Origin of the sequence: Pseudomonas sp. Irchel 3F3, from assembly GCF_900187545.1 — a bacterium.
Taxonomy (GTDB): Bacteria; Pseudomonadota; Gammaproteobacteria; order Pseudomonadales; family Pseudomonadaceae; genus Aquipseudomonas; species Aquipseudomonas fortuita.
The window spans coordinates 135123-158201 of sequence record NZ_FYDS01000001.1; the positions used below are offsets into that span (position 1 = coordinate 135123).

Sequence of the window (23079 nt, forward strand, 5' to 3'; positions counted from 1 at the left end):
ATACAAGACCCGCTTCGGCGGGTTTTTTTATGCCCGGAGAAAGGTATGACCCAGGAATCCCGCCTGGCGGTAACGATCGACTCGAGGGGCGCGAAGCGCAATGCGGACGACCTAACATCATCCCTTGAGCGCATGGAGAGGGCCGGCGATGCAGCGGCCTCATCTGCCGATGGTGTGAGCAGTAGCCTTGATGATCAGCGCAAAGAGCTCGCCCAGTTGCTGGGTCAGATCAACCCCACGGTTGCCGCCTTGGGCCGTCTTGATGACATGCAGGAAAAGCTGGCCAAGCTGAAGAAGGCTGGAGTCGTCGAGAGCGACACATTCGTCGAGTACACCCAGCGCATCAATACGATGCGAGAAGCTCTCGGCGAAACCACCACGACCATGAACAAGGCTGGAATGTCGGCCAAGGCTTACCAGGCAGCATTGCGTGGAGTGCCTGCTCAATTTACCGATATCGCGGTTAGCCTTCAGGGCGGGCAAGCGCCGCTCACGGTGTTCCTGCAGCAGGGCGGTCAGCTCAAGGATATGTTCGGCGGCGCTCTACCTGCGGCCAAGGCCCTTGGTGGTTACGTCCTTGGCCTGGTGAATCCGTTCACAGTGGCGGCCGCAGCAGCTGGCACACTGGCTCTGGCGTACTACAAGGGATCCGAAGAGTCGGATCGACTGACTGATGCGATTACCAGGAATGGGAACGCAGCAGGTACGAGCTACAGCGAACTTGCCAACCTTGCCGAGCAGGTGGCTAACACTGGCACGACTGTTGGCGCAGCGTCTAAGGTTCTCGAGCAGCTTGCCGGGGCCGGCAACGCTCTCACCCCCATGTATGCGCAGATCACAAAAGCGTCACTGGCCTGGACCAAGCAGACGGGGGAAGACGTTACCAAGGTAGTTCAGTCCTTCAACGAGATCGCTAAAGGTCCAGTTGAGGCAGTGAAGAAGCTCGACGCAGAGCTCAACTTCCTCACTGCCAGCCAGTACGCGAACATCATCTCTCTGGAAAAGCAGGGGAAAACCATCGATGCCGCAAGGGCGGCGACGGATCTGTATGCAACAGCATTGAGCTCCAGATCGGCAGAGATGGAAAGCAATCTCGGCTCCCTGGAGTCCGCCTGGCAATCCCTTGGCAGCTTCGCCAAGAAAGCCTGGGATGCGATGCTTGATGTTGGGAGAAAGACCACTCCTGAACAGGAACTGGCCGATGTCTATAACCAGATCGCCGAGGCACGCAAGTCCATAAGCAAGTACGGGTCTGCCGCGAGCAGCCTTATGGGCGTAAACCCCGACAGCCTCAAGGCGCTGGAAAAGCGAGCCACTGAACTGCAGGGCCGTATTGCCGACGAAGCCTGGAAGGCGTGGGAAGGCAATACCAACAGATTTGTTCAAGACGCCGGCAAGAAAGGCGTGGATCTGATCAACTCGACGTTCACTGCCGCGCAGACCCAGACCCAGAAGCTGCAGAAGCAGCTGGAGGACCTCGACAAGGCCCGCGCCGATGCGATGGCGGCCGGCGGCTTCAATTCCGAACAAGAGACAAAGTACGCCACTGCCCGCAAGAACATCGAGCAGGAAATAGCGGACATCAAAGCCCGCGAGGCAAAGAAAAACGCTCCGAAGAACGTCAACCGTGGCGTGGCCGAGGCCGAAAACACCTTCGCCCGCCTATACGGCCAGTACGACCCAGCAGCCCAGGCCGCCCGAGCCCTCACCAAGGAGCAGGGCCAGCTCGACCTGGCGCTCACCAAGGGCAAGATCACGCAGGAGGAGTACAGCAAGGCGCTGGCCCAGGCTTCGATCAATTATGCCGCGGCGTTAAAGGGTGCCCAAGGGCTCACGGCTGCGGAGCAGTATCGAGCGCAGGTGAACCGCCGGCTGGCCATTGAAGAGGAAGGCTACAGGGTTGAAGCCAACTCTGTTGGCATGGGAGATCTTCAGGCGGACCGGTACCGCCAGCGAGTTCAGCTCGAGCGGCAGATGAACGATGAGATCATCGCCTTGCAGGACAACCTCAGGTTGGCTGAGAACGCCTCACAGCGTGCAGCCATCCAAGAGCAGATAAAGATCCTCGAAGATGCCAACCCGGCCAGGCTTCAAGCCCTGCAGAAGGGCTGGGCGATGATGGACCAAGCCATGCTCAACCCTATCAACGGGTGGACGGCGGCGGTTCAGAACTTCGGCAACCAGGCGCGCGACATCGCCGGGCAGACGGAGTACATCTTCTCCAGCGCGTTCAACAACATCTCGACCGACATCACCGACGCGATCATGGATGGGCAGTTGTCGTTCAGCAACCTGGGTGACATCGCCGGTAACGTCGTGCGCGACATCCTCGCGGGCTTCGTGAAGATGGGCGTGCAGATGGCGCTGAATGCGGCGCTGAATGCCACCTTGGGTACGGCTGCTGCTGGCCAGAGCATGATCCTGGCTGGGACCACGGCCACCGCCTGGGCCCCGGCTGCGGCGATGGCATCCCTTGCAACGCTGGGCGCCAACTCCGTGCCCGCGGCGGCGGCGCTGACTTCGACCACGGCCCTGGCATCCAGCCTGGCCGTGATTCCTGGCTTCGCCACCGGCGGCTACGTGTCCGGCGCCGGTACCGGCACCTCCGACAGCATTATGGCCCGGCTGAGCGACGGCGAGTTCGTAGTCAACGCCGCAGCGACCAAGCGTAACCGGGCGCTGCTGGAGGCGATCAACTCGAACGAGCGGGTATCGGTGGCTGGCGGCGGAGGTTCGGCTGTTACTACGCAGTCTTCGGCGCAGGGCGGCGGAGCGCAGACCAGCCAAGTAATCCATCAGGTCACCATTGAAAACTACAGCCAGAGTCAGGTGGAGGCCAGGACCGATCCGGACGGGCGCCTGAGGGTGCTCGTACAGGCCGTCAAGGAGCAGATCGCTGACGAGTTTGCCGCTGGGTACGGCCCCGTCGTTGATGCGGGCGAGGCAGCATATGGATGGAAGAGGAATCCATACTGATTATTTCTGAGTGGCATATGGCCATTTCAGATGGTTAGACTGGAAAATCCTTCATTGAGGTTTTCACATGGAACAGGAATCTTCAAAGCTTGCCCATCTAGAGCCAATTTCGGACAGCATTGACCGGGATTGGCTGCTGCAGCACCTGGTGACTCATGCCAACCGCACGCAGGATTTCGCTATCCCTATAACCCTTTGGGTTGGTGGAGGCCTGATTTCCGGCATGCTTGTTTCCGGTAGTAAGTTCTTTGACGCCTACACAGAGGAAATTGTGAAAGGCGTCAAAGAAGAAGGCAAAGAAGCCACGCGTAAATTCTTCCGTGAGATGGGAGGCGCTTACTACGAGCCTTCCGATAGCCCAGCGCATAACACGGCATTCATTCATCTGCTTGATGCGAAGTTCTGGAGCCCGTCCGGACAGATTCCATCGTCAAAGCATAACGGTCCGGCGTGGCGCGGGCGAATTAGCCAAATCACCGGCTACAGCCTTGGTCAGCTGATGACCAGGGATTAAACAGAAGCCCCGTCAATCGGGGCTTTTTTATGGGCGCTATTCAGCTCATGCCGCATTCTCTCGAAACCCAGCCAAGAGCAGACCATGACCACCGAAACCGAAGAGGCCGACGACGAGCCGGGCGCAACTGTGCCCGACCCTGTCGTCCAGCCTGATGAGAAAGAGCTACTGCTGCAACGGCGGCTGGCCCGCATCGAGGAAGCGCTGGGCCTCAGCCCTCTCACCTAAACGCAAACCTCAGCTGAGGAATGGCAATGATTCAATACCCGGCAGAATTGCCACTTCCGCTGCAAGATGGGTATGGCTACACGACAGTCGACCCTATACGAGCTACCCCAATGGTGACTGGCAGACGCCGCTACCGAAAGATAAGTAGTTACGTGCCTTCAGCGCTGACGCTGAACTTCAACTTCAGTGAAGCTGAGGCCGGCTTTTTCGAGGCCTGGTATTCGAGAACCCTGAATGAGGGCATGGAGTGGCTGGAAATGCCGCTCCAGTTACCGGCTGGTTTCAAGAAGTATCCGATTCACTTCACTGGGATCTACGGCAGGGTAGAACTGACGCAGATAAAGCGGTGGCGTTACTCCATCGGAGCTGAGCTCAAGAAACGAGAACTCATTCCAGAGGGTTGGGAGCAGTTCCCGCAGTTCTGGCTGAACAAAGACATCATCGACTTGGCGATCAACAGGGAGTGGCCTGAAGCATGAGCCTGATCGAGGAGTGTTATGCCTCGGGCAGAGGCGAGCTGGTCGACACCATCGAGGCGCGGGAGGAGGGCGGCACTGTCTCCCACCTCTACTGCTCTGGCTGGGAAGACCGGGTGTGCACCACCGAGGACGGCCGCACGCTGACCTTTGTCGCGATGGCCATGGACTTGGCCCTACCCAGGAACGACAACAGCGCGTTCCAGAACCTGGTGCTGGGCCTGGACAACGTCACAGGCGAGGTGCAGGAGGTGGTGGAGGCGGCCAAGGCTGCCGACAAGCGCTTCATCATCACCTTCCGGCGCTACCTGGCCGAGGATCTGTCCTTCCCGCAGGAGCGGTACCGTATGACGCTGCTCAGCCGGGAGTATGAGGACGACGTGGCCAAGCTCACTGCCGGCTTCTTCGACCTGCTCAACACCAACGGTCTGCGCACCGTCCTGACCCCATCCTTGGCACCTGGCCTGACGTACCTCTAACCATGATCGACAAATTCATGCGCGCCCCGTATCGCGAGGGTGCACGGGGGCCTATTGCCTTCGATTGCTGGGGGCTGTGCATCGCAGTCCGCCACCAGGTGTTCGGCCTGCCGCTGCTCCCAAGCTTGGGCGTCGTGGGCAAGAACAAGCTTAGGGCCAACACCGAGGCCTATCACGACCTGCGCCAGGGCATGGAAGAGTGCGCTCCGGAGCCTGGAGCCATTGCCGCCGTGTTCCGCGGCGCGCTGTGCCTGCACGTCGGCGTGGTGGTGGAAAGCGAAGGCCGGCTGAAGGTGCTGGACACAAACCCCGGCGGCGCCTGCCTCCGGACAACCGGCGAGTTCGAAGCCGCTCATCCCAAGGTGGTCTATTACCGTGATCGAGTTCTACCCGAACAAGCTCAGTGACACCGCGCCGCTCGGCACCTGGAAGACCGACCGCCGCATGTCGATCGAGGAGTGGCTGAAGTCCCTGGCTCCGTCGTATGAGCGGCGGGAAAGCCCGCCAATCAGCGTTGTGCTCAATGATGAACTGATCGAGCAGCAACTGTGGCACAAGGTGAAGTTCAAGCCTTCCGACCTGCTGCAGATCTACCGCGAACCGAAAGGTACCGACCCGTTCTCCATCACCTTCGCCCTGTTCAAAGGCGCCAAAGCGGTGCTGAAGTCGATCATGCCCAAGATGCCCGGCATGCCTTCCAGTGCAGGCACTCAGCAGGGCGACCCTCTAACCGAGGCCAGCGCGAAGGGCAACAAGGTCAAGCTGGGCGAGCCGGTGCGCCAGATCGCAGGGCACCAGCGGGTCTATCCGTCCTACCTGACCCAGCCCCGCCGGGCGCATGTCGCACCGCGTGACCAGCGGGTGGAAATGCTGCTGTACATCGGCGAGGGCGAGTACGACGTCCCGCTGGCCAAGGTCAAGGTGGGTGAGACCCCGCTGATCTCCCTGGGGTCAGACGCGACCTTCACCATCTACCCGCCAGGCGCTGATCTGTCGGCCGATCCGGCCCACATCAACTGGTTCAACGTGCCCGAGGTCGGGGCAAGCTCCAGTGGGTCGGCCGGCCTGGAACTGACCATGGCCACCGACCTCACCAGGTCGGCCACGGCTTCGGCGTACCAGTTCGTTGGCGACACGATCAGCGTACCGGCTGGCTCCGGCCAGTTCCCGGCCGACTGGTCGAACGGAATCATCATCCGCGTGCTTGCGCCTTACACCTACACGGTGATCGACGGCGGTGCCGGACGCGACATCATCCGTGGCCCGCTGGAAATGCTGAACCCCACGGCGGGCATGCTCATCGAGGTAGCCGGTGCGAACGCGGGGTTGTACGTGGTGCACAGCTACACCCCATACACACCGGCGGTACCGGCCAACCCTGGCACAGCATCGACACGTACCGGATCGGCGGCGCCAACTCGCTACGACTTCAACGTCACGCCGCTCACGTTCAACCTGGTGCGCGGCAGCTCTTCCTATCCCGTCACGCTGAACACGGCCACAACCGATCTGACCGGCCTGGTAGCAGCGCTGAACACTCAGCTCAGCGGATTGCCGTTCGAGGCGCAGCAGAGCAGTGGTCGGTTGCGTTTCGTGGAATTGACCCCGTTTAGTGGCCAGGCCATCTCTGCCACCGGTGCTGCAACCATTCTCGGCTCCTCGCCGGTAGGGGTCACTGGCACCGCAACCACCAGCGGCACTCCGGAGCAGCCAGCGGAAATGACGCTGGATTATGATGGTGGTTCGCCAGTGGTCGGACTGGCGCTGGGGCAGGGGCTGGCAACCATCGGCCCACGCGGGCTGCGGTACCGGATCACGGCATTCAGCACCAGTCTGCTTGAGGTGGAGCGTCTGACCTCGTCTGGCTCGACTGATGCGGGATGGCCTGGCTTCAACGCCATGCAGACGGTGAGCGGCCTGATTACGTTGGACGCTTCGAACCTGCAGGGTGGCTACCGCGGGCCATTCGCCTGCTGCCCAGAGAACGAGCAGGTTACCGAGCTTGAATGGACGGTAACCTACGCCAACGGACTGGCCGGTATCGGGCGGGAGGGGCAAATCTACGAGATAAATACCTACTACGTATTTGAATACCGCGACATGGATGTGGCTGGGGCCTGGACTGTTCTCGAGCGGGCGAACTCTGGAGGAAGCCTGGATGCTCAGGGGTTCACCGGGCGGGTTGCGCTTCCGTATCCAATGCGCGCCGAAGCCAGGGTCCGAAAGCTGTATAAAGATCGGCCTGGGCGCGTCAATGACGAAGCCAGGGATGACGCCACATGGACGGACCTGCGCGGCCGGATGCTAAATTCCCCTACGAGCTACCCAGGTCTGACAGTCATGACCTGCAACATTAGGGGCGGTGACCGCCTTTCGGCGCAGTCGGAGAGCCAGGTCAGTGCCGAGGTAACCCGCATCCTGCCGCTGATGGAGGGCGGCACCGGGCCAAGCCGAGACATCGTGCCGTGGTGCCTTTATCAGTTGAAGCAGCGCGGGTACACGGATGATGACTTTGATCTGCCAGAGTGGCAGGCCTTCCACGATATCTGCGTGGCCCGAGGCGACACCTACGACGAAACGCTGGAGTCGACGATCACCGTCAAGGACATGATCAATAACGCGCTGGCGTGCGGGTTCGGCGAGCTGGTGACTTTCCGTGGCCTGCTGCGCCCGGTTCGGGACAGTGCCCGGGCAGCGTTCGATGTGACCTACGGCCCGAAAACCCAGACCTACTCGCCACAGAACATGACCAAGATGCTGAAGATCAGCGGCGCCATGCCGTCGATCAACGACTTCGACGGGGTGGATGTGGAGTTCTTCTCTCGCACCACCTGGGCGTGGGAGACGGTTGAATGTCGTTGGCCAGGCGACCTCGGCACCAAGGTTGAGAAGATCAAGATGCCAGGGTTCAGCGATGCGACGCGGGCGTGGCGGTTCGGTATGCGCCGGCGTGGCCACCAGAAGTTTCGGACCGACATTTATACCTGGGAAACCGAGATGGACGGCAGCAACAGCGGCTACTTGAGCTTTGCAGCCGTTGCAGACGATGCGCCTAAGCGTTGCCAGAGTGCGACCCTGCTGGACTTCTCGATAACCGGATCGGGGACCCTTCTGCACAGCTCTGAGCCACTGGCCTGGTCCTTCACTGAGGCAAACCTGATTGGTGTGCGCCGCCTGAACGGGACGCTCTCTGGCCCGTGGGATGCGGTACGAATCGACGACTACACCGCCGTGGTCGCAGCATTGGACTTCACCCCTGACCTGAACAGTCCGGAGCCGCCACACATACTGTTCGGCCAGGCGTCCCGATGGGCATACCCAACACTGATCACCAGTTCAGACCCAGGCAAGGACGGAAACGTGTCAATGAAGGGCATGCCATACGACTCCCGCGTTTACACCTACGACGACCAATTCCCGCCGGCCTGACCGGACCCTGACGAGCATGCCCGCCAAGTGCGGGCTTTTTTGTGCCCGGAGAAAACATGGCTTACAACACCAACAACCCACTCGGTTCAAGCGACCCACGGGACCTGTTCGACAACTCGACAAACTTTGACGAGGGGATGAACAGCACGGCGGACTCGTTCCTTGACCGGTTCGGCAGGCCGCGGGTCACCTGGCAAAAATTCCATAACCTGACTATCGCAGCAGAAAGTGAGATCGGGGCGACGGTTACTGATGCCAAGGGCAGAGTCAACGCTGCGGCAGATGCTGGCATCGAGGACATAGACGACTCCGTCGCTGCTGTGGACGCTGCCGAGGCTGCTGCAAAGTCTCAGATGGAGGAGACAGCCGCCAACCTTGGTGAGGACATCGGCAACAAAGCTTTCGACAGCTACGCCGAAATGCTTGCCTACACGCCGAAGTACGACGGTCTTCTCGCCTGGGTTCAGTCCGATCCTACTGCATCCCTGAACGGCTTTTACCAGTGGGACGCTACGGCTATTCCGCCTGCATGGTTCAAGCCCAGCCCGCAGCCAGCACTGAGTACCAGCGTCGAGGCGCTCCGCAAGCAAGTCAGCGTCAAAAAACGCCCTCGCGGCAAGGTCAGTGGCGACGAACCTCTCATTTTTGGTGCGGCAGGAGCTCAAATGCTGTTCGGTGTGCACAAGAAGGTGCCGCGAGGCCCATCCAAAACCAAAGGTACCGTGCCAGTCCTTGGCAGAACCCCCATCCCGACGTTGCGGTCCTTGCTGCGGCCACGTAGCCGAGCTTATCCCGAGCCTGTAGTACTGGTGTCTGGCGAATCCGTGATGCTGAAGACTGGAGGAGCTGAGGACGTAGAAACGCCAGAAATAACCTACGACGCCAAGCTCATCAGTGAGCAAAGCCTGCCGCTTCCACCCAAACGATTCGCGCTGATCACAGATGGGCAAGTGTGGGCCTACGACTCTCTGAGTGCTTCGCAACTTACTCAGGCAGGCACGTGGATTGCTGCCCAAGCAGTTGCTTTCGACATGGTAAGGGCGCTCAAGTCATCGGGGGGCACACTCCAGCCGCATACGATCACGCGTGATGGCCGCCTATTCCGCGACGGTAAGGTCCTGCTGCACAAGCTATCGACCGGGCAGAGCCTCGCCCTGGGCTCCCGCGGCATCGTGCCAGACCCCAATGGTGAATTTGTCATTCAGGGGATCCGGGGAAACCTGGTCTCGCCGAAGTCTCCGGCTGGGTATGCAGATAAGCTGTGGACCCTTGCCGGCGGTCCCAGGCCGGCTGCATGGGAGGGCACCACAGCATTTGAGCCTGTGCGCGAGTATGTGGCCGGCGTGCTGGGTGAAACGCCCGCAACCTCGTACATGCTGGCGATGCGCAAATGGCACGAGCGCACGAGCTCCGTGTCGCCTCAAATGCTGTACAGCGTCTCTGCCCTAGGCGGCACTGCATATGCCGGCATCAAGAAGGGCACCGCTACCTACACCAACGCCTTGTCACAGGTAACCACTGCCAAAGCGATTGCCGAGAGCATGGGCCTCGACTATTTAGTGCCAAGCATCTCGATCGTGCACGGTGAAAGTCAGAGCAACACCACCCAGGCCGAGTATGTGGCGATGATGGCCGAGTGGGTGAGCGATTACCGCAGCGATATCGTTGCGGCAACGGGACAGGCTGTACCGCCGGTAGCGTTCATCTCGCAGATGCTCACCGGTGACCCTGGGACCATTCCGCAGATTCCGTTGGCCCAGCTGCAGGCTCACATCGAGAACCCGAACATCGTCATGGTCGGTCCGAAGTACGTCTACCCGTACTTCGACACTTACCACATGCTCGGCCCTGGCTACTTCAAGATGGGCGAGCTGGAGGCCCGAGCCGAGCGCCTGACCCAGGTCAGCGGCAAATGGCAGCCCCTAAGGGTCATGTCGGCGGCTGTATCGGGATCGACGATTACGCTTCTGCTGAACAACCTGCCGAATGGCAATTCCGGTACGCCTGGCCCGATTGGAACGCTGGTAATCGACACAGCCATCGTTAGCGACCCAGGCAACTTCGGTTTCCAGCTGTCGGCGGGATCCATCAGCACCGTAGCAATAGGTGCTGACGGTGTTTCGATCGTGATCACCGCGACCGCAGCCATTGCCGCCGGCACGGTCCTCACTTATGCCTTGCAGCCCACGCTGAGCGCACCTCAAAACGGAAACGGCCGCCGCGGCTGTGTCCGCGATACCGACCTTCGCGACTTCTCGCGCTATGACATGACGCCGCTCTACAACTGGCTTTGCGCCTTTTCGATGACCTTGGAGATTTGAAAATATGCCTCGCTCTATTCTGACCTTCCCAGGCTCTGCCTCGGTGCCCGGGCTGCCTAAACTCGACGTCTCTGAGGCTGAAATCAGCGTTGCCAACATCGCAGGGCTCAAACACTGGCCAGGTCTTTTCGATTGGGATGTTGCATCTGGCTCCATCCTCGATCGCGTAACTGATGGCGTCATTCCGAGCTACGGCGTTTCACAACCCGGTGCAAACTTCGTCACGATGGTGAACGGCAAGAAGGGCTACAAGATCAATGCTCTGGCGAACACTCTGGTCATGCCAGGATTCGACACCTCTGGCTCGTTCACGGTCGGCTGTGTATGCGGAATTGACCTGACCTTCGGTAGCTTCACCGAAACCGAGTTGAACACCTCCGTTCCAGCTCCATGGGGCATCTACTCCGACGTCAGTCCAACTGGTCAGATCTCAGCTGTATTCGGGTCGATCAGTATCGCGTCGTCTGTGTCAGCAACCTGGCCAATCAAGCTTGCGGCCGACAAGTTGACTGCTGTCGTGATCATCTTCGATCGCGGCGCAGGCAAGCTCAGCATCCGCTACAACGGCATCGAGATGTACGCCAGTACAGTCGCAGCCATTAAAACCGTGAGTATGCACAAGGAGCTGATGATGGGGGGGATGCGTACCGCTGGCACCGGTCGGGCGATCTCAACCCGGCCGATGTCTACCAATGCCTTTGCAGCTTTCGAAACGGCTCTGAAGGGCGAGGACCTCATCGCGCTCGAATCGATGCTGCTTGAGGCTGCCGCAGCTGCCTGACGCCACCCGCATTCAACTACGCCCGCCAAGTGCGGGCTTTTTTTCGTCTGGAGAAACCCATGACCACTCCCCGCGGCGTCCGGAACCGGAACCCCGGAAACATCGATTTCAACCCCCGCAACAACTGGCAGGGCCAGATCGGCAAGGAACCGGGTGGCCGCTTCGCCATCTTCGACACGCCAGAGAACGGCATTCGTGCCTTGGGCAAGCTGCTGATCAACTACCGCGGCAAAGATGGCCTGCCCGGAGTGGGCGGGAAGGGCATCGACACCGTGCTCGAGACTATCAACCGCTGGGCGCCGAGCGACGAGAACGACACCCAAGCCTACGCCTCGGCTGTGGCCAAGCGCCTGGACGTGCGTACCACCGACCCGATCAACATCAAGGACCAGGCCACGCTGCGGGGAATGGTGGTCAGCATCATCATCCACGAGAACGGCGGTAACCCGTACTCGGCGGCGATCATTGATGAAGGCGTGCGGCGGGCGCTGGCGTGAAGGGCTGGGCCATATTGGTTGGTGCTGTGCTGCTTGCATCTCACTGGGCGGCTTATGAGCACGGTCGTTCAGTTGAGCTTGCCAAGGCCGGTCAGGCATCTGCGACCCGCGATAGCGGTGATCGCCTAGCCGAGTTAATTGGCGAGCGCGACGCCCGACAGGAAGAGCAACGACGCGCAATAGCACAAGAGGAGGTGAGTGCACATGCCCAAGAAGAACGGACGATTGCTGACGGTGGCGCTGCTGACGCCGATGCTGCTGGCCAGCGGCTGCACGACGCAAGTGCCAAGCTCGCCGCCACCGTCAGTTGCCCCAGCACGGATACCGCCGCTATCGCTCGAGGCCAGGCAGCCACCCGCGCCGCCATGGTGCTCTCCGACCTGCTCTCACGGGCTGATGCGCGAGCGGGAGAGCTGGCGAAAGCTTATGACAAAGCCAGAATAGCCGGCATGGTTTGCGAAAATATGTATGACGGGCTAATCAATGACACCGAATTCTCAAAAGGACTTTAGGAATTCGATAACCCGATCAACATAGGGGTGCGCAGAAAGCTGCACAATCCCGCTCACGACGGTTGAAGAGTTCGCGAGATGCTGGAGGTAGGCGCCAAGCTTCGATGACTCTACTATCGCAGCTTTCTCTTCAACTGTTTTGTTTGCGTTTTCTTTTAAAGACAAAAGTGCGGCCAGCAAGTATTCCGGTGGCGTTTCCTTAGGTAGGCCCATTCCCTCCAGGGCTGGCACCGGGTCCCGCTCTTCGATTCCTTTTTCTAAGCCGTAGACAAGTGAATTTTCCACGCGTAAATCAGTGCCATGGGATACGGTTACCGCGGTGATCCCCGAAATTATCGTACTATTGGACAATGTAACAGGCATATTTTTCTCCTCATCGCTCATTGAGTCAGCCGATGTATCATAGACACACTTCGTCTCAATCGCCTGAACCAGGAAAAATTCATCAATCGGCTGCTTTAACACGATAGGAAGATTATGATCAACTTTCCAAGCTAGCAGGGCATAGCAGTGGACAAGCGCACGTTTATCGGAATGGTCGAGGCCGGCGAGCCGCTGATTCAGCAGGCAATCGACGCCATGCGCGAGTATCACCAGGCCCAGGATCGGGGCGGTTCGCCAGAGGAAATCGAGCGCCTGCGCCTGCTGGCCGAGTCGCTGTTCCAGGCGGTGTCCGACTACCAGCTGCGCGCTGTTGCCAAGGCTCGGGGTAAGGAGCTGCCGCCGCTTCATTAGGCCGTCGATCGGCAGTTGCCCCGGCATGTGTCGCCATAAGATACTGTATACATATACAGTTAATGGCCTTCCGATATGAGCGCAATCCTCCCACTTGAAGCCGAACACCCGCAGGTTTCGATAGACGAACTGCTCCACCTGCGTGCGCCCAGCGTTTACCTGGTCAAGGTGGACGGCGAAAGCATGCAGGGAGCCGGCATCTACACCGGTGACCTGCTGGTGGTCGACAGATTGGTCGATGCTCGGTCGGGCGACATCATCATCGCCGCGGTAAACGGCGAGGCCACCTGCAAGCGCATGGTCATTCGTGACGGACAGGTTGTCCTGATGGCGGACAACCCGAAGTACCCGTCCAGGTACATTCTCGAGGGTGACCGGTTCGAGGTGTGGGGTGTGGTCACCCACAGCATCCGGAGCCATGGGGCCGGGTGAGGTGTCCCTACTTGCCTGGCAGAACCATGTCGGCCCAGGCCTGCATCATTCCCCGGCGCTGCTCTATATATGTGGCGTGGTTGTACACGTCTCGGATGGCGCTGCTGTCTGCGTGGGCCAACTGCCGCTCGATCCAGTCCTTGTTGTAGCCGCGGCTGTTCATCTCCGTGGAGAACAGGTGGCGGAATCCATGCGGCGACTGCCGGCCCGTGTATCCGCAGCGGTCCATCAGGTTCACAGCGTAGTTGATGCCGATCGGCCGGACAGCGTCAGTTCGGTTCGGGAACACGTACTTGAGGTTGCCGGATATCGGCAGCATCAAGCGCAGGATCTCGACCGCCTGGCGTGACAGCGGCACCACATGGTCGCGGCGCATCTTCATCTTGGCTGCCGGAATCGACCAGGTCGCGGTATCCAGGTCGATTTCCGACCACTCAGCCTTGCGAACCTCCGCGGGCCGGCAGGCGGTGAGGATGAGCAGCTTGGTGGCGCACTGCAGTTGAAGGCCTGACTGGCTTTCCTCAATGGCCTTGATAATGGTGGGCATTTCCGAGAAAGCGAGGAACGGCCGGTTTTTGTGCGGCGCCATTTTCTCGGTTACAGCGTGCATTTCCGCCGTGGGGTTTATCTCAATCATTCCGATCGCCACTGCGTACCGGAAAACCTGACCGGTCCACTGTCGAGTTTTCACTGCTGTGGTGACCGAGCCCCGGCGCTCGATGCGGCGAATAAGCGTGATCACATCCGCACGCTTGATGCTGTCGATCTGCCGCAAACCGAATGCCGGCAGTACATCCAGTTCCATGGCGTTCGAAATCACCTTGATCGTTGATTCGGTCAGGCCTCCCTTCCTGAATTCCAGCCACTCCTCATAGACGCGGCGGAATGTCCTTTCTTGGGCGCCCAAGCGCTCAACCTTCTTCTCTCTCCTCGATTCGCGCGGGTCTTTGCCCTGCGCAACTTCTTCGCGCGCCTCATCCCTCCGCGCACGTGCCTCCTTCAAGCCGATCTCTGGGTATGTCCCAAGCGAAATCCTGGCCTGCTTTCCCAGCCAGGTGAACCTGAAGTGCCAGCTCTTCACGCCGGTGTTGGCGATGTACAACGAGAGCCCGAGCGAGTCCGCAAGTGTGTAGCCCTTGTCCCGGGGCTTGGCCTGCCTGGCTGCAGTGTCCGTGAGTGCCACTAGTACATTGCCTCTCGCTGTGTTTTAGATGTACTGGATGATGTACTACGTTTATTGGATTGGGAAGGTACATCTCGGTACGCGGCGATACGCCAATGACGCCTGTTCTAAGGCGTCATGGCTGTTTGTGGTATCGCTCGGTTTTCGGCGGGAATCCACTGTGGAATCTTTGAAAATTTCCACGCTGTCATAACTCTGTGTGAATCAATAATGCGCGCAGTCTACCAGCATGGCCGTTACAAGGCTTGCAGGCGTTCATGCAGCCGCCCGGTGGCGACCAGCTCCAGCAGCTCGTCGCCCAGGCGCTGGCTTTCAGCGATGGCCTTGTACCAATAGCGCTTGCGGCCTGGTGCATCGCCCAGGAAGCGCTTGAAGTCGTTGCGGTCGGGCAGCTTGCCGTAGGGCAGGGCGGCCAGGTACTGCGGCGAAGGGGTCATCAGCAGCACGTTCTGCAGGCGGGTGGCATCGCCCTTGCGCCAAGGCAAGGCTTTGTCGAACCAGCCCGGTACCACCTTGTCGGTGAAGTGCGGGTACAGCACCAGATCGTCGCCACGGTAGGGCAGGTCGAGGTGGTAGTCGAGCAGGCCGCCGTCGCGGTAGGTGCCGGCGCCAGCGCCGGGGATGTCTTTCACGCCGTGCATGACCATGGGGATCGAACCCGAGGCCAGCAGGGCGTGGCGCAGGTTGGTCAGGTCCAGCGGCAGGTAGCGGGAGGGGAAGTCGGTCAGTGCGTCGAGCGGCGGCGCGGCGCGCCCGTCATGCAGGATGATGCGCTCGAAGTGGCGCGCCAGCCGTGAACGGCCAAGCAGGTTGCTGGCAACTACCGAGCCCAGGCCCAGGCCCAGCCGGCCGCGATGGTCGTGGGCAAGCTGGCCGTGGCTTTTCACTACCAGGATATTCAGGTGATAGTGCGGGTTGGCCAGCAGTTGGGCGTCACGGCCCTGCAGCAGGTCGTCGAGCATGCGTTGGCAACTGTGGCTGATTTCGGCCGGGGTGGCGCCCTTGGCAAAATCCAGTTCGGTGTACAGCTCGCCCAGCCGACGGATACCGGCGATGGGGTCCTCGAGGCAGGCGCTGGCGAAGCGCCAAGCACCGATCGAAGCGCCTATCAGGGCGCGCTGGCGGGGTGCCGAAGGCAGCCACTCGCCGAACAGTGCCAGGTCCAGCCCCTGGATACCCAGCGGCTTGGGCCCACCGGCTGCACCCGGCAGCACCCCGACATCGGCGGCCTGCAGGCCGCGCTTGCGGATGTGTTGCAGGGCACGCTGGCCGGCCTTGAAGGTGAGGGCAGGGTACTTGATGTGGATGGCGCTCATGACGGATCTCTCGGGCATGTCGGTGCGAAAGGGCCGTCATAGCCTACACAACTGGCTGCACCAGCTGCAGACCGAGTCTGTCTGAAGGTGTAACTGCGCTATCATGCCGCCAGCTGTTTTCAGGTTCAATTAAGGACCGGTGGTTAGTCTTGATTGCGTAGACAACTTACACAGTTCTCAGGAGAGAAGAACGATGAAAACCTTGACTGCCCTGTTCGCCGCCACCGCCCTCGCCCTGGGTGCCAATGCTGCTTTCGCCAAGGATGTACAGCCTGACGAAGTGGTCAAGCTGGTCAACGCCAAGACCATCAAGTCGCTGGATGAGCTTAAAGCCGCCGCCGTGGCCAAGCACCCCGGCGCCACCGTCACCGACTCTGAGCTGGAAAACGAATACGGTCGCTACATCTACAAGGTAGAGATGCGTGACACCCAGAACGTCGAATGGGACGTCGACCTGGACGCCAAGACCGGTGAAGTGCTGAAGGACGAGCGGGACAGCTGATGATTCACTTACCGCGGCCAGCGCGCTACCTCGCGCTGGCGCTGTTGGCCGTATGCTCTCTGGCCGCTGCCCGCGACCTTGACCAGGACGAAGCCCTGAAGCTTCGCCAGAAGGGCGTCATCCTGCCGCTTGAGCAATTGCTGGAAACCGCCTTGGGGCGTTACCCCGGGGCGCGCCTGCTGGAAGCCGAGCTGGAAGAAGACGACGATCGCTACGAATATGAAGTCGAGCTGCTGACGGCTGAAGGTGTGGTGCGCGAGATCAAGCTCGATGCCAGCACCGGTGCCCTGCTCAAAGACGAGGAAGACGACTGAATGCGCCTGTTGCTTGTCGAGGACAACGTCCCGCTGGCCGACGAACTGACTGCTGGCCTGCAGCGCCAGGGCTATGCCGTGGACTGGCTGGCCGACGGCCGAGACGCGGTCTACCAAGGCCAGAGCGAACCCTACGACCTGATTATTCTCGACCTTGGCCTGCCTGGCTTGCCGGGCCTGGACGTACTGGCCCAGTGGCGCGCTGCCGGCCTGGCCACCCCGGTGCTGATCCTCACCGCCCGTGGCTCCTGGGCCGAGCGCATCGAAGGGTTGAAGGCCGGGGCCGATGACTACCTGAGCAAACCGTTTCACCCGGAGGAGCTGCAATTGCGTATCCAGGCGTTGCTGCGGCGTGCCCGGGGCCTGGCCAACCAGCCGAAACTGGAGGCGGCCGGGCTGCACCTGGATGAAAGCCGTCAGTGCGTGAGCCGTGATGGCGTGGATGTGCAGCTGACTGCTGCGGAGTTCCGGCTGCTGCGTTACTTCATGCTGCACCCGCAGCAGATCCTGTCCAAGAGCCACTTGGCCGAGCACCTTTACGATGGTGAAACCGAGCGTGACTCCAACGTGTTGGAAGTGCACGTCAATCACTTGCGGCGCAAGCTGGGCCGTAGCGTGATCGAGACCCGTCGCGGGCAGGGCTATATCTATGCCGGGAGCGCTGAGTGAAGTCGATCCAGGCCCGCCTGAGCCTTGGCCTGGTGGCGGTGCTGGTGGTGGTGGGTGTGGTGCTGGCGCAACTGACTCTGTGGCTGTTCGAAGCCGGCCTGCAGCGCTACCTGGAAAACGGCCTGCGCAAGGAAAGCGAGAACCTGCTGGTGGCATTGGTGCGTGGCCCGTCCGGCCTGCAGCTGGATGAGCGCCGTATTTCGGCTGCCTACCAGCGGCCCTTTTCCGGTTACTACTTCCGCATCGATTTCGACAAAGGTACCTGGAGGTCCCGTTCGCTGTGGGATCTGGACATGCCGAAACCTTCGGCGCCCGGGCTCTCCGACAGTCATGAACTCGGCCCGGAAGGCCAGCAACTGTTGGCCCTGCGCGCCGACTACCGGCGCCTGGGCCAGGACATCTCGATCAGCGTGGCGCAGGACTATTCGCCGGTGCGCGAAGGCTTCCGGCGCTTGCAGCAGATCGGCCTGGGCATGGGGTTGGTGGCCCTGATCCTGGTCCTGGTGCTGCAGCGCATCACGGTTACCCGCTCGCTGCGGCCGCTGGAGCGGGCACGCCAGCAAATCGCCCAACTGCAGCAGGGCCAGCGCTCGCAGCTGGATGAGGAGGTGCCCAGCGAATTGGCGCCACTGGTGGGGCAGGTCAACCACCTACTCAGCCATACCGAAGATAGCCTGCGCCGTTCGCGCAATGCCTTGGGCAACCTGGGGCATGCGCTGAAGACGCCGTTGGCAGTGCTGCTGAGCCTGGCCTCCAGCGAGCGTCTGAAGGATTTGCCCGAAGTCCGCGCGCAGATGCGCGAGCAGCTGGAGCAGATTCAGCAGCGGCTGGCGCGCGAGCTGAACCGTGCGCGGCTGGCGGGTGACGCGTTGCCAGGCGCGCAGTTCGATTGTGACGCCGAGCTACCGGGGTTGCTGGGCACGTTGGGCATGATTCACGGAGAAGGCCTGCTGTTGGCAAGTGATGTGCCGCCCGGGCTGTTATTGCCATGGGACCGTGAAGACTTCCTGGAGCTGCTGGGCAACCTGCTGGATAACGCCTGCAAGTGGGCTGACAGCGAGGTGCGACTGGGTATTGCGCCTAGTGCCGAGGGTTATCAGCTGTGGGTCGATGACGACGGTCCCGGCATCCCTGAGGGCCAGCGCCAGCAAGTGCTGGAGCGTGGTTCGCGGTTGGACGAGCAGGTGGACGGGCATGGCCTGGGCTTGGGCATCGTGCGCGATATCGTCGACGCCTGGGGCGGGCAACTGGCCTTGGAAGAGAGCCCGCTGGGCGGATTGCGCGTGAGCATTGACCTGCCGCGCAAGGCCCGGTAATGCAGGGGCCGCTGTGCGGCCCATCGCGACACAAGGCCGCGCAGCGCCCCTTTGGCCCTATCAGTACTGCAAAAAAATTGCAGTACAGCCGCAGTTTTTTGAATTAGCCCAATTTCCCTCCACCCGGCAAAATCCCCCTCACGAAACCCTGCGGTTTCCATCTCTCCACGGACGGAGCCCCTTGTGGTATTGCACGCGCAATACGAGGCCCAGGCCAGCTCGGCTGGGCTTTCTTTTTAATCAGAAATAGCAAAGATCCCGATTACCTAAATGTCTGCCTCGCGTTCCGAAAACCGTCTGCAGCGCCTGTTGCCGGCGCCTCTGAATACCCCTGCAAAAGAATGGTTGCGTGCCGGTATCGGTGCGGTGTTCGGTTTGTTCCTTGCGGGCTGGCTGACCAGCATGGCCTACGGTCCCGACATCGCCTTGCACCTGCTGGGCCCGCTGGCTGCCTCGGCAGTGCTGGTATTCGCCGTGCATTCCGGTCCATTGGCCCAACCTTGGCCGGTGCTGGGTAGCTACGCGCTGGCTGGCGCGGTCGGCCTGGCCCTGCGCCAAGGCTTTGGCCCGGAACTGTGGGTGGCCGCTGCGGCCCTGGGTATCTCGATCCTGGTCATGTGCCTGCTGCGCTGCCTGCACCCGCCGGGTGGCGGGGTGGCGGTGAGTGCAGTGCTGGCCGACACAGGGCTGACCGCCATGGGTGATCACCTGCTTGAGCCGATCCTGCTCAATGCACTGATCCTGGTGAGCGTGGCGGTGCTCTACAACCGCCTCACCGGGGTGCGCTACCCGAAAGGCGTCGCGGTACGCAAAGACTCGCACCACACCCACGACCGACAGCCCAGTGAACGGGTCGGCATCCGTGGCGAGGACCTGGACCAGGCCCTCGAAGAGTTGGGTGAGTTCGTCGACGTTACCCGTGACGAGCTGGAGCGCATCCTCCTGGCCACCGAGCAGCACGCCCTGCAGCGCAGCCTTGGCGGTATTACCGCGGCCTCGGTAATGTCGCGCGATGTTCAGTTTGCCACGCCCCAGACTACCCTCGAGCAGGCCTGGAAAATGCTGGCCAGCCACCACCTGAAAACCCTGCCGGTGTTGCAACAGGGCAGGCTGGTGGGCATCGTCAGCCTTAGCGACCTGGTGGGCCCGGCGATGCAGCATGGCCGCTTCAGCTGGCGGGGGCTGTTCGGCCGCAAGGCGGTACGCATGGAGCAGGTGATGAGCCGGCGGGTGGTCAGTGTCAGCAGTCAGCACCCGCTTGAGTGCTTGCTGCCGTTGCTGTGCGAGCAAGGTCTGCACTGCCTGCCGGTGCTCGATGGCGACCAGTTGGTGGGGGTAATCACCCAGACCGACCTCATCGCCGGCCTCAAGCGGCAACTGCTCAGCAAAGCCGTGGCCTCAGATAACCGGGTCCCAGCGTTGTGACCAGTCGCTGGCGCCGGCGGCGACCAGCCGGCGCAGGATGGCGAAGGCCTGTTGCAGGGCCTCGCTGTCGCGCTTGCGTGGGTATACCAGAAAGGTCGGGTAGGTGAATTCCGGTGCCTGCGGTACCCGCTCGAACACGCCACTGTCCAGGTAAGCCTGCACCACCCGCGTACGAAAATAACCGCTGCCGCCCTGATCGAGGATGAACTGCAAGGCCAGTGGGCCCAGGTTGAAGCTGAGCGCCGGGCGGGCGCAGTCGGGCAGGGCGGCATCGTGCTGGCGGCGGAAGGCCTCGCCCCAGTCGATGTAGACATAGGGCTCTGGCCGGTCGACCCGGCGCACGCGGATCAGCTTCTCTTCCATCAACTGTTCCACCTGCAGGCCCGGCCCGTAGGTCGGCTGGTACACCAGCGCAGCGTCCAGCAAACCCATCTCGACCTTGCGCAGCAGCGACTCGCCGTCGCTCACCTCGCTGCGGATGGCATGGCTGGGCAGCTCACGGTGCAGGGCGCTGACCCAGTCGAGCAGCATCGGGTTGCCCAGGCTCACTTCTCCCCCCACATGCAGCACTTGCTGGCAGCCCTCAGGTAGCGGCAGGTCACGTCGCGCCGCTTCCCAGGTTTGTACCAGCTGGTTGGCATAACTGACGAATGCCTCGCCATCGCTGGTCAGGCTGGCGCCGTTGCGGCTGCGCACGAACAGCTGGCAGCCCAGTTGCTGCTCCAGGCGCTGAACCCTGGCGGTTATGGCCGTTTGTGACACGAACAGGCGTTCGGCGGCGGCGACCAGGCTGCCGCAACGCACGATTTCCAGGAAGGTTCGGGCCTGATCGATGTCCATGGGCTGCTCGGTGGCTGAGGGTGGCCTATTCTAGAGGCTTTGCACCGTTATGGGGCGTTTTTGCGTTGTCTGCAAATTTGCAGGTCGGTTGTGACTTTAGTCCCCTGGCGGCGCGGGTGTAGCGGTCCATACTCAGGGTTCGCCCTTCAATAACAACAAGTACCGGGTTCCCTTCGATATGAGCTATCAGCACAGCTACGCCCATTCCATTTCCGACCCTGCCGCTTTCTGGGCGGAACAGGCCGCGCACCTGGCCTGGCACCGCAAGCCTGCCGTCATCCTGCAAGACAACCCCGACGGTACCCACCGCTGGTTCGCCGACGGCCGCCTGAACAGTTGCTACCTGGCCCTCGATCACCAGATCGAGCAGGGCCGTGGCGAGCAGTTGGCGCTGGTCTACGATTCGCCAGTCACCGGCGTGCAGCAGGCCTACACCTACAACCAGCTGCGCGATGAAGTGGCGCAACTGGCCGGTTTGCTGCGCCAGCTAGGGGTGACAAAGGGCGACGGGGTGATCATCTATATGCCCATGGTGCCGCAAGCGGCCATGGCCATGCTGGCCTGCGCGCGGATCGGTGCAGTGCATTCGGTGGTGTTCGGCGGCTTTGCCGCCAACGAGCTGGCTTTGCGCATCGATGACGCCCGGCCCACGCTGCTGTTGACGGCATCTTGCGGGCTGGAATTCGACAAGGTGATTGCCTATAAGCCGCTGGTCGACCGCGCCCTGCAGCTGGCCCGGCACCAGCCGCGCAATGTGCTGGTGCTGCAACGACCGCAGGCGCAGGCTGCACTGCACCCAGGCCGCGACCTGGACTGGCAGGCAGCGTTGGCCGGCGCCCAGCCGGTGGCTCCGGTCGAGCTGGATGCCGGCGACCCGCTGTACATCATGTACACCTCGGGTACCACCGGCAAACCCAAGGGCATCGTCCGGGAAAATGGCGGCAATGCCGTGGCGCTGTGCTATGCCATGCGCCATATCTATGGCATGCAGGCCGGCGACGTGTGGTGGGGCATTTCCGATGTAGGGTGGGTGGTCGGCCATTCGCTGATCGTCTATGGGCCGCTGATGAGCGGCTGCACCACCGTGTTTTACGAAGGCAAGCCGATCCGCACCCCGGATGCTTCGGCCTACTGGCGGGTGGTGGAGCAGTACAAGGTCAACGCGCTGTTCTGTGCGCCTACCGCCATGCGTGCCATCCGCAAGGAAGATCCGGAGGGCGAGTTGATCCGCAGGCACGACCTCAGCTCGCTGCGTCAGCTGTTCCTGGCGGGTGAGAAGCTCGATTCCAGCACCCATGAATGGCTGGAGCGGGTCACTGGCAAACCGGTGCACGACCACTGGTGGCAGACCGAGACCGGCTGGCCGGTCACCGCGCCCTGTGTGGGGCTGGAAGGCAGTGCGGCGAAGCCGGGCTCAAGCAACCGGGCGGTGCCGGGTTATCACGTGCGGGTGCTGGATGACGAGGGCCACTTGCTGGGCCCCAACCACCAGGGCTCGATCGTCATTGCCTTGCCACTGCCGCCTGGGTGCAGCCAGACCCTGTGGGGCGACCACGAGCGTTACTTGCAGGCTTACCTGCGCACCTACCCGGGGTATTACCACACGGGCGACGGCGGCTTTCTGGATGATGACGGTTTTGTCTACATCATGGGGCGCACGGATGACGTGATCAACGTGTCCGGGCACCGGCTGTCTACCGGCGAAATGGAGGACCTGGTGGCCTGCCACCCGGCAGTGGCCGAGTGTGCGGTGATTGGCGTTCATGATGAAATCAAGGGGCAAGTGCCGTTGGCGCTGGTTGTCCTCAAGGACGGCGAGGGCATTGCCGAGGCGCAGTTGCTGGTGGACCTGGTGGGTAGCGTGCGCGAGTCGATTGGCCCGCTGGCCTGTTTCAACCGGGTTCGGCTGGTGAAGCGGCTGCCCAAGACCCGCTCGGGGAAAATCTTGCGCGCGGTGCTGCGCAAGATTGCCGATGGGCAGGATTACGTACCGCCTTCTACCCTGGACGACCCGGCGGTGCTTGGGGAGATCGAGGCGGTGCTGGCGGATTTGCCCAGGGCGGGTTGATGCTTGACCTCAGGGCCTCATCGCCGGCAAGCCAGCCCCCACAGGTTGGTCACAGACCCTGAAGCC

At 61.5% G+C, this 23079-nt stretch carries 23 protein-coding genes; 19 read left to right on the plus strand and 4 right to left on the minus strand.

The window, feature by feature from the left end; genetic code table 11:
- Nucleotides 1-45 precede the first annotated feature (45 nt).
- From CKW35_RS00735 to CKW35_RS00780, 11 genes are all read left to right on the plus strand, one after another.
- A complete protein-coding gene (locus CKW35_RS00735; RefSeq protein ID WP_095114783.1) occupies nucleotides 46-2976 on the plus strand; it encodes a phage tail length tape measure family protein in 2931 nt (976 codons plus the stop codon).
- A gap of 67 nt (nucleotides 2977-3043) precedes the next feature.
- Nucleotides 3044-3490: a hypothetical protein gene (locus CKW35_RS00740; protein ID WP_095114785.1), complete on the plus strand. Its 447-nt coding sequence runs from the start codon at nucleotides 3044-3046 to the stop codon at nucleotides 3488-3490.
- Between the two features lie 84 nt (nucleotides 3491-3574).
- Entirely contained in the window at nucleotides 3575-3718 is a 144-nt protein-coding gene (locus tag CKW35_RS28310) for a hypothetical protein (RefSeq protein WP_177434953.1), read from the plus strand.
- A 26-nt stretch (nucleotides 3719-3744) separates the two neighbouring features.
- Complete coding sequence (locus CKW35_RS00745; protein ID WP_095114787.1) at nucleotides 3745-4197, plus strand: transposase; 453 nt, start codon at nucleotides 3745-3747, stop codon at nucleotides 4195-4197.
- The gene (locus tag CKW35_RS00750; protein ID WP_095114789.1) at nucleotides 4194-4673 is read left to right on the plus strand and encodes a DUF1833 family protein; all 480 of its coding nucleotides are present in this window, start codon (nucleotides 4194-4196) and stop codon (nucleotides 4671-4673) included. The genes CKW35_RS00745 and CKW35_RS00750 overlap by 4 nt, the downstream gene beginning before the upstream one ends.
- A gap of 2 nt (nucleotides 4674-4675) precedes the next feature.
- The gene (locus CKW35_RS00755) at nucleotides 4676-5080 is read left to right on the plus strand and encodes a hypothetical protein (RefSeq protein ID WP_095114791.1); all 405 of its coding nucleotides are present in this window, start codon (nucleotides 4676-4678) and stop codon (nucleotides 5078-5080) included.
- Nucleotides 5049-8102, plus strand: a complete 3054-nt coding sequence (locus CKW35_RS00760) for a host specificity factor TipJ family phage tail protein (protein ID WP_095114793.1) — start codon at nucleotides 5049-5051, stop codon at nucleotides 8100-8102. The genes CKW35_RS00755 and CKW35_RS00760 overlap by 32 nt, the downstream gene beginning before the upstream one ends.
- A gap of 56 nt (nucleotides 8103-8158) precedes the next feature.
- Nucleotides 8159-10423: a hypothetical protein gene (locus CKW35_RS00765; protein ID WP_095114795.1), complete on the plus strand. Its 2265-nt coding sequence runs from the start codon at nucleotides 8159-8161 to the stop codon at nucleotides 10421-10423.
- 4 nt (nucleotides 10424-10427) lie between these two features.
- On the plus strand, nucleotides 10428-11204 hold the full coding sequence (locus CKW35_RS00770; RefSeq protein ID WP_177434954.1) for a hypothetical protein: 777 nt from the start codon (nucleotides 10428-10430) through the stop codon (nucleotides 11202-11204).
- 59 nt (nucleotides 11205-11263) lie between these two features.
- Nucleotides 11264-11701: a structural protein P5 gene (locus CKW35_RS00775; RefSeq protein WP_095114796.1), complete on the plus strand. Its 438-nt coding sequence runs from the start codon at nucleotides 11264-11266 to the stop codon at nucleotides 11699-11701.
- Nucleotides 11698-12213: a DUF2514 domain-containing protein gene (locus tag CKW35_RS00780; protein WP_095114797.1), complete on the plus strand. Its 516-nt coding sequence runs from the start codon at nucleotides 11698-11700 to the stop codon at nucleotides 12211-12213. The genes CKW35_RS00775 and CKW35_RS00780 overlap by 4 nt, the downstream gene beginning before the upstream one ends.
- Here CKW35_RS00780 and CKW35_RS00785 read toward each other — a convergent pair.
- A complete protein-coding gene (locus tag CKW35_RS00785; RefSeq protein WP_095114798.1) occupies nucleotides 12199-12678 on the minus strand; it encodes a hypothetical protein in 480 nt (159 codons plus the stop codon). The two genes, CKW35_RS00780 and CKW35_RS00785, sit on opposite strands and share 15 nt — an antisense overlap.
- A gap of 45 nt (nucleotides 12679-12723) precedes the next feature.
- Here CKW35_RS00785 and CKW35_RS00790 point away from each other — a divergent pair, with 45 nt between their 5' ends.
- Both CKW35_RS00790 and CKW35_RS00795 read left to right on the plus strand, forming a co-directional pair.
- On the plus strand, nucleotides 12724-12948 hold the full coding sequence (locus CKW35_RS00790) for a hypothetical protein (RefSeq protein ID WP_095114800.1): 225 nt from the start codon (nucleotides 12724-12726) through the stop codon (nucleotides 12946-12948).
- Between the two features lie 75 nt (nucleotides 12949-13023).
- Nucleotides 13024-13380, plus strand: coding sequence for a LexA family transcriptional regulator (locus CKW35_RS00795; protein WP_095114802.1), 357 nt, complete (start codon nucleotides 13024-13026; stop codon nucleotides 13378-13380).
- A 7-nt stretch (nucleotides 13381-13387) separates the two neighbouring features.
- Here the strand turns inward: CKW35_RS00795 and CKW35_RS00800 are convergent, their stop codons facing one another.
- A complete protein-coding gene (locus tag CKW35_RS00800; protein ID WP_095114804.1) occupies nucleotides 13388-14563 on the minus strand; it encodes a tyrosine-type recombinase/integrase in 1176 nt (391 codons plus the stop codon).
- A gap of 236 nt (nucleotides 14564-14799) precedes the next feature.
- Nucleotides 14800-15879 carry a patatin-like phospholipase family protein gene (locus CKW35_RS00805; RefSeq protein ID WP_095114806.1) on the minus strand — a complete coding sequence of 360 codons (1080 nt, stop codon included), beginning with the start codon at nucleotides 15877-15879 and terminating at the stop codon, nucleotides 14800-14802.
- 193 nt (nucleotides 15880-16072) lie between these two features.
- Between CKW35_RS00805 and CKW35_RS00810 the strand changes: the two genes are divergently transcribed.
- From CKW35_RS00810 to CKW35_RS00830, 5 genes are all read left to right on the plus strand, one after another.
- Complete coding sequence (locus tag CKW35_RS00810; protein WP_016485920.1) at nucleotides 16073-16381, plus strand: PepSY domain-containing protein; 309 nt, start codon at nucleotides 16073-16075, stop codon at nucleotides 16379-16381.
- On the plus strand, nucleotides 16381-16695 hold the full coding sequence (locus CKW35_RS00815) for a PepSY domain-containing protein (protein WP_016485921.1): 315 nt from the start codon (nucleotides 16381-16383) through the stop codon (nucleotides 16693-16695). Before CKW35_RS00810 ends, CKW35_RS00815 begins: the two co-directional genes overlap by 1 nt.
- Nucleotides 16696-17364, plus strand: coding sequence for a response regulator transcription factor (locus CKW35_RS00820; RefSeq protein ID WP_016485922.1), 669 nt, complete (start codon nucleotides 16696-16698; stop codon nucleotides 17362-17364).
- Nucleotides 17361-18680, plus strand: a complete 1320-nt coding sequence (locus CKW35_RS00825; RefSeq protein ID WP_016485923.1) for a sensor histidine kinase — start codon at nucleotides 17361-17363, stop codon at nucleotides 18678-18680. The genes CKW35_RS00820 and CKW35_RS00825 overlap by 4 nt, the downstream gene beginning before the upstream one ends.
- Nucleotides 18681-18950: 270 nt before the next feature.
- The gene (locus CKW35_RS00830; RefSeq protein ID WP_095114807.1) at nucleotides 18951-20105 is read left to right on the plus strand and encodes an HPP family protein; all 1155 of its coding nucleotides are present in this window, start codon (nucleotides 18951-18953) and stop codon (nucleotides 20103-20105) included.
- Here CKW35_RS00830 and CKW35_RS00835 read toward each other — a convergent pair.
- Nucleotides 20079-20945 (minus strand): LysR family transcriptional regulator, encoded by an 867-nt coding sequence (locus CKW35_RS00835; RefSeq protein ID WP_023049247.1) that lies wholly within the window; start codon nucleotides 20943-20945, stop codon nucleotides 20079-20081. The genes CKW35_RS00830 and CKW35_RS00835 overlap by 27 nt on opposite strands.
- A gap of 178 nt (nucleotides 20946-21123) precedes the next feature.
- On the opposite strand from CKW35_RS00835, the gene CKW35_RS00840 reads away from it, so the two are divergent.
- Nucleotides 21124-23013, plus strand: coding sequence for a propionyl-CoA synthetase (locus CKW35_RS00840; protein ID WP_070086769.1), 1890 nt, complete (start codon nucleotides 21124-21126; stop codon nucleotides 23011-23013).
- Nucleotides 23014-23079: the final 66 nt, after the last annotated feature.

Coding starts and splice junctions, on each gene's coding strand:
- CKW35_RS00735 (WP_095114783.1), top strand. CDS start 46: ATGACCCAGGAATCCCGCCTGGCGGTAACGATCGACTCGAGGGGCGCG.
- CKW35_RS00740 (WP_095114785.1), top strand. CDS start 3,044: ATGGAACAGGAATCTTCAAAGCTTGCCCATCTAGAGCCAATTTCGGAC.
- CKW35_RS28310 (WP_177434953.1), top strand. CDS start 3,575: ATGACCACCGAAACCGAAGAGGCCGACGACGAGCCGGGCGCAACTGTG.
- CKW35_RS00745 (WP_095114787.1), top strand. CDS start 3,745: ATGATTCAATACCCGGCAGAATTGCCACTTCCGCTGCAAGATGGGTAT.
- CKW35_RS00750 (WP_095114789.1), top strand. CDS start 4,194: ATGAGCCTGATCGAGGAGTGTTATGCCTCGGGCAGAGGCGAGCTGGTC.
- CKW35_RS00755 (WP_095114791.1), top strand. CDS start 4,676: ATGATCGACAAATTCATGCGCGCCCCGTATCGCGAGGGTGCACGGGGG.
- CKW35_RS00765 (WP_095114795.1), top strand. CDS start 8,159: ATGGCTTACAACACCAACAACCCACTCGGTTCAAGCGACCCACGGGAC.
- CKW35_RS00770 (WP_177434954.1), top strand. CDS start 10,428: ATGCCTCGCTCTATTCTGACCTTCCCAGGCTCTGCCTCGGTGCCCGGG.
- CKW35_RS00775 (WP_095114796.1), top strand. CDS start 11,264: ATGACCACTCCCCGCGGCGTCCGGAACCGGAACCCCGGAAACATCGAT.
- CKW35_RS00795 (WP_095114802.1), top strand. CDS start 13,024: ATGAGCGCAATCCTCCCACTTGAAGCCGAACACCCGCAGGTTTCGATA.
- CKW35_RS00805 (WP_095114806.1), bottom strand. CDS start 15,879: ATGAGCGCCATCCACATCAAGTACCCTGCCCTCACCTTCAAGGCCGGC.
- CKW35_RS00810 (WP_016485920.1), top strand. CDS start 16,073: ATGAAAACCTTGACTGCCCTGTTCGCCGCCACCGCCCTCGCCCTGGGT.
- CKW35_RS00815 (WP_016485921.1), top strand. CDS start 16,381: ATGATTCACTTACCGCGGCCAGCGCGCTACCTCGCGCTGGCGCTGTTG.
- CKW35_RS00820 (WP_016485922.1), top strand. CDS start 16,696: ATGCGCCTGTTGCTTGTCGAGGACAACGTCCCGCTGGCCGACGAACTG.
- CKW35_RS00830 (WP_095114807.1), top strand. CDS start 18,951: ATGTCTGCCTCGCGTTCCGAAAACCGTCTGCAGCGCCTGTTGCCGGCG.
- CKW35_RS00835 (WP_023049247.1), bottom strand. CDS start 20,945: ATGGACATCGATCAGGCCCGAACCTTCCTGGAAATCGTGCGTTGCGGC.
- CKW35_RS00840 (WP_070086769.1), top strand. CDS start 21,124: ATGAGCTATCAGCACAGCTACGCCCATTCCATTTCCGACCCTGCCGCT.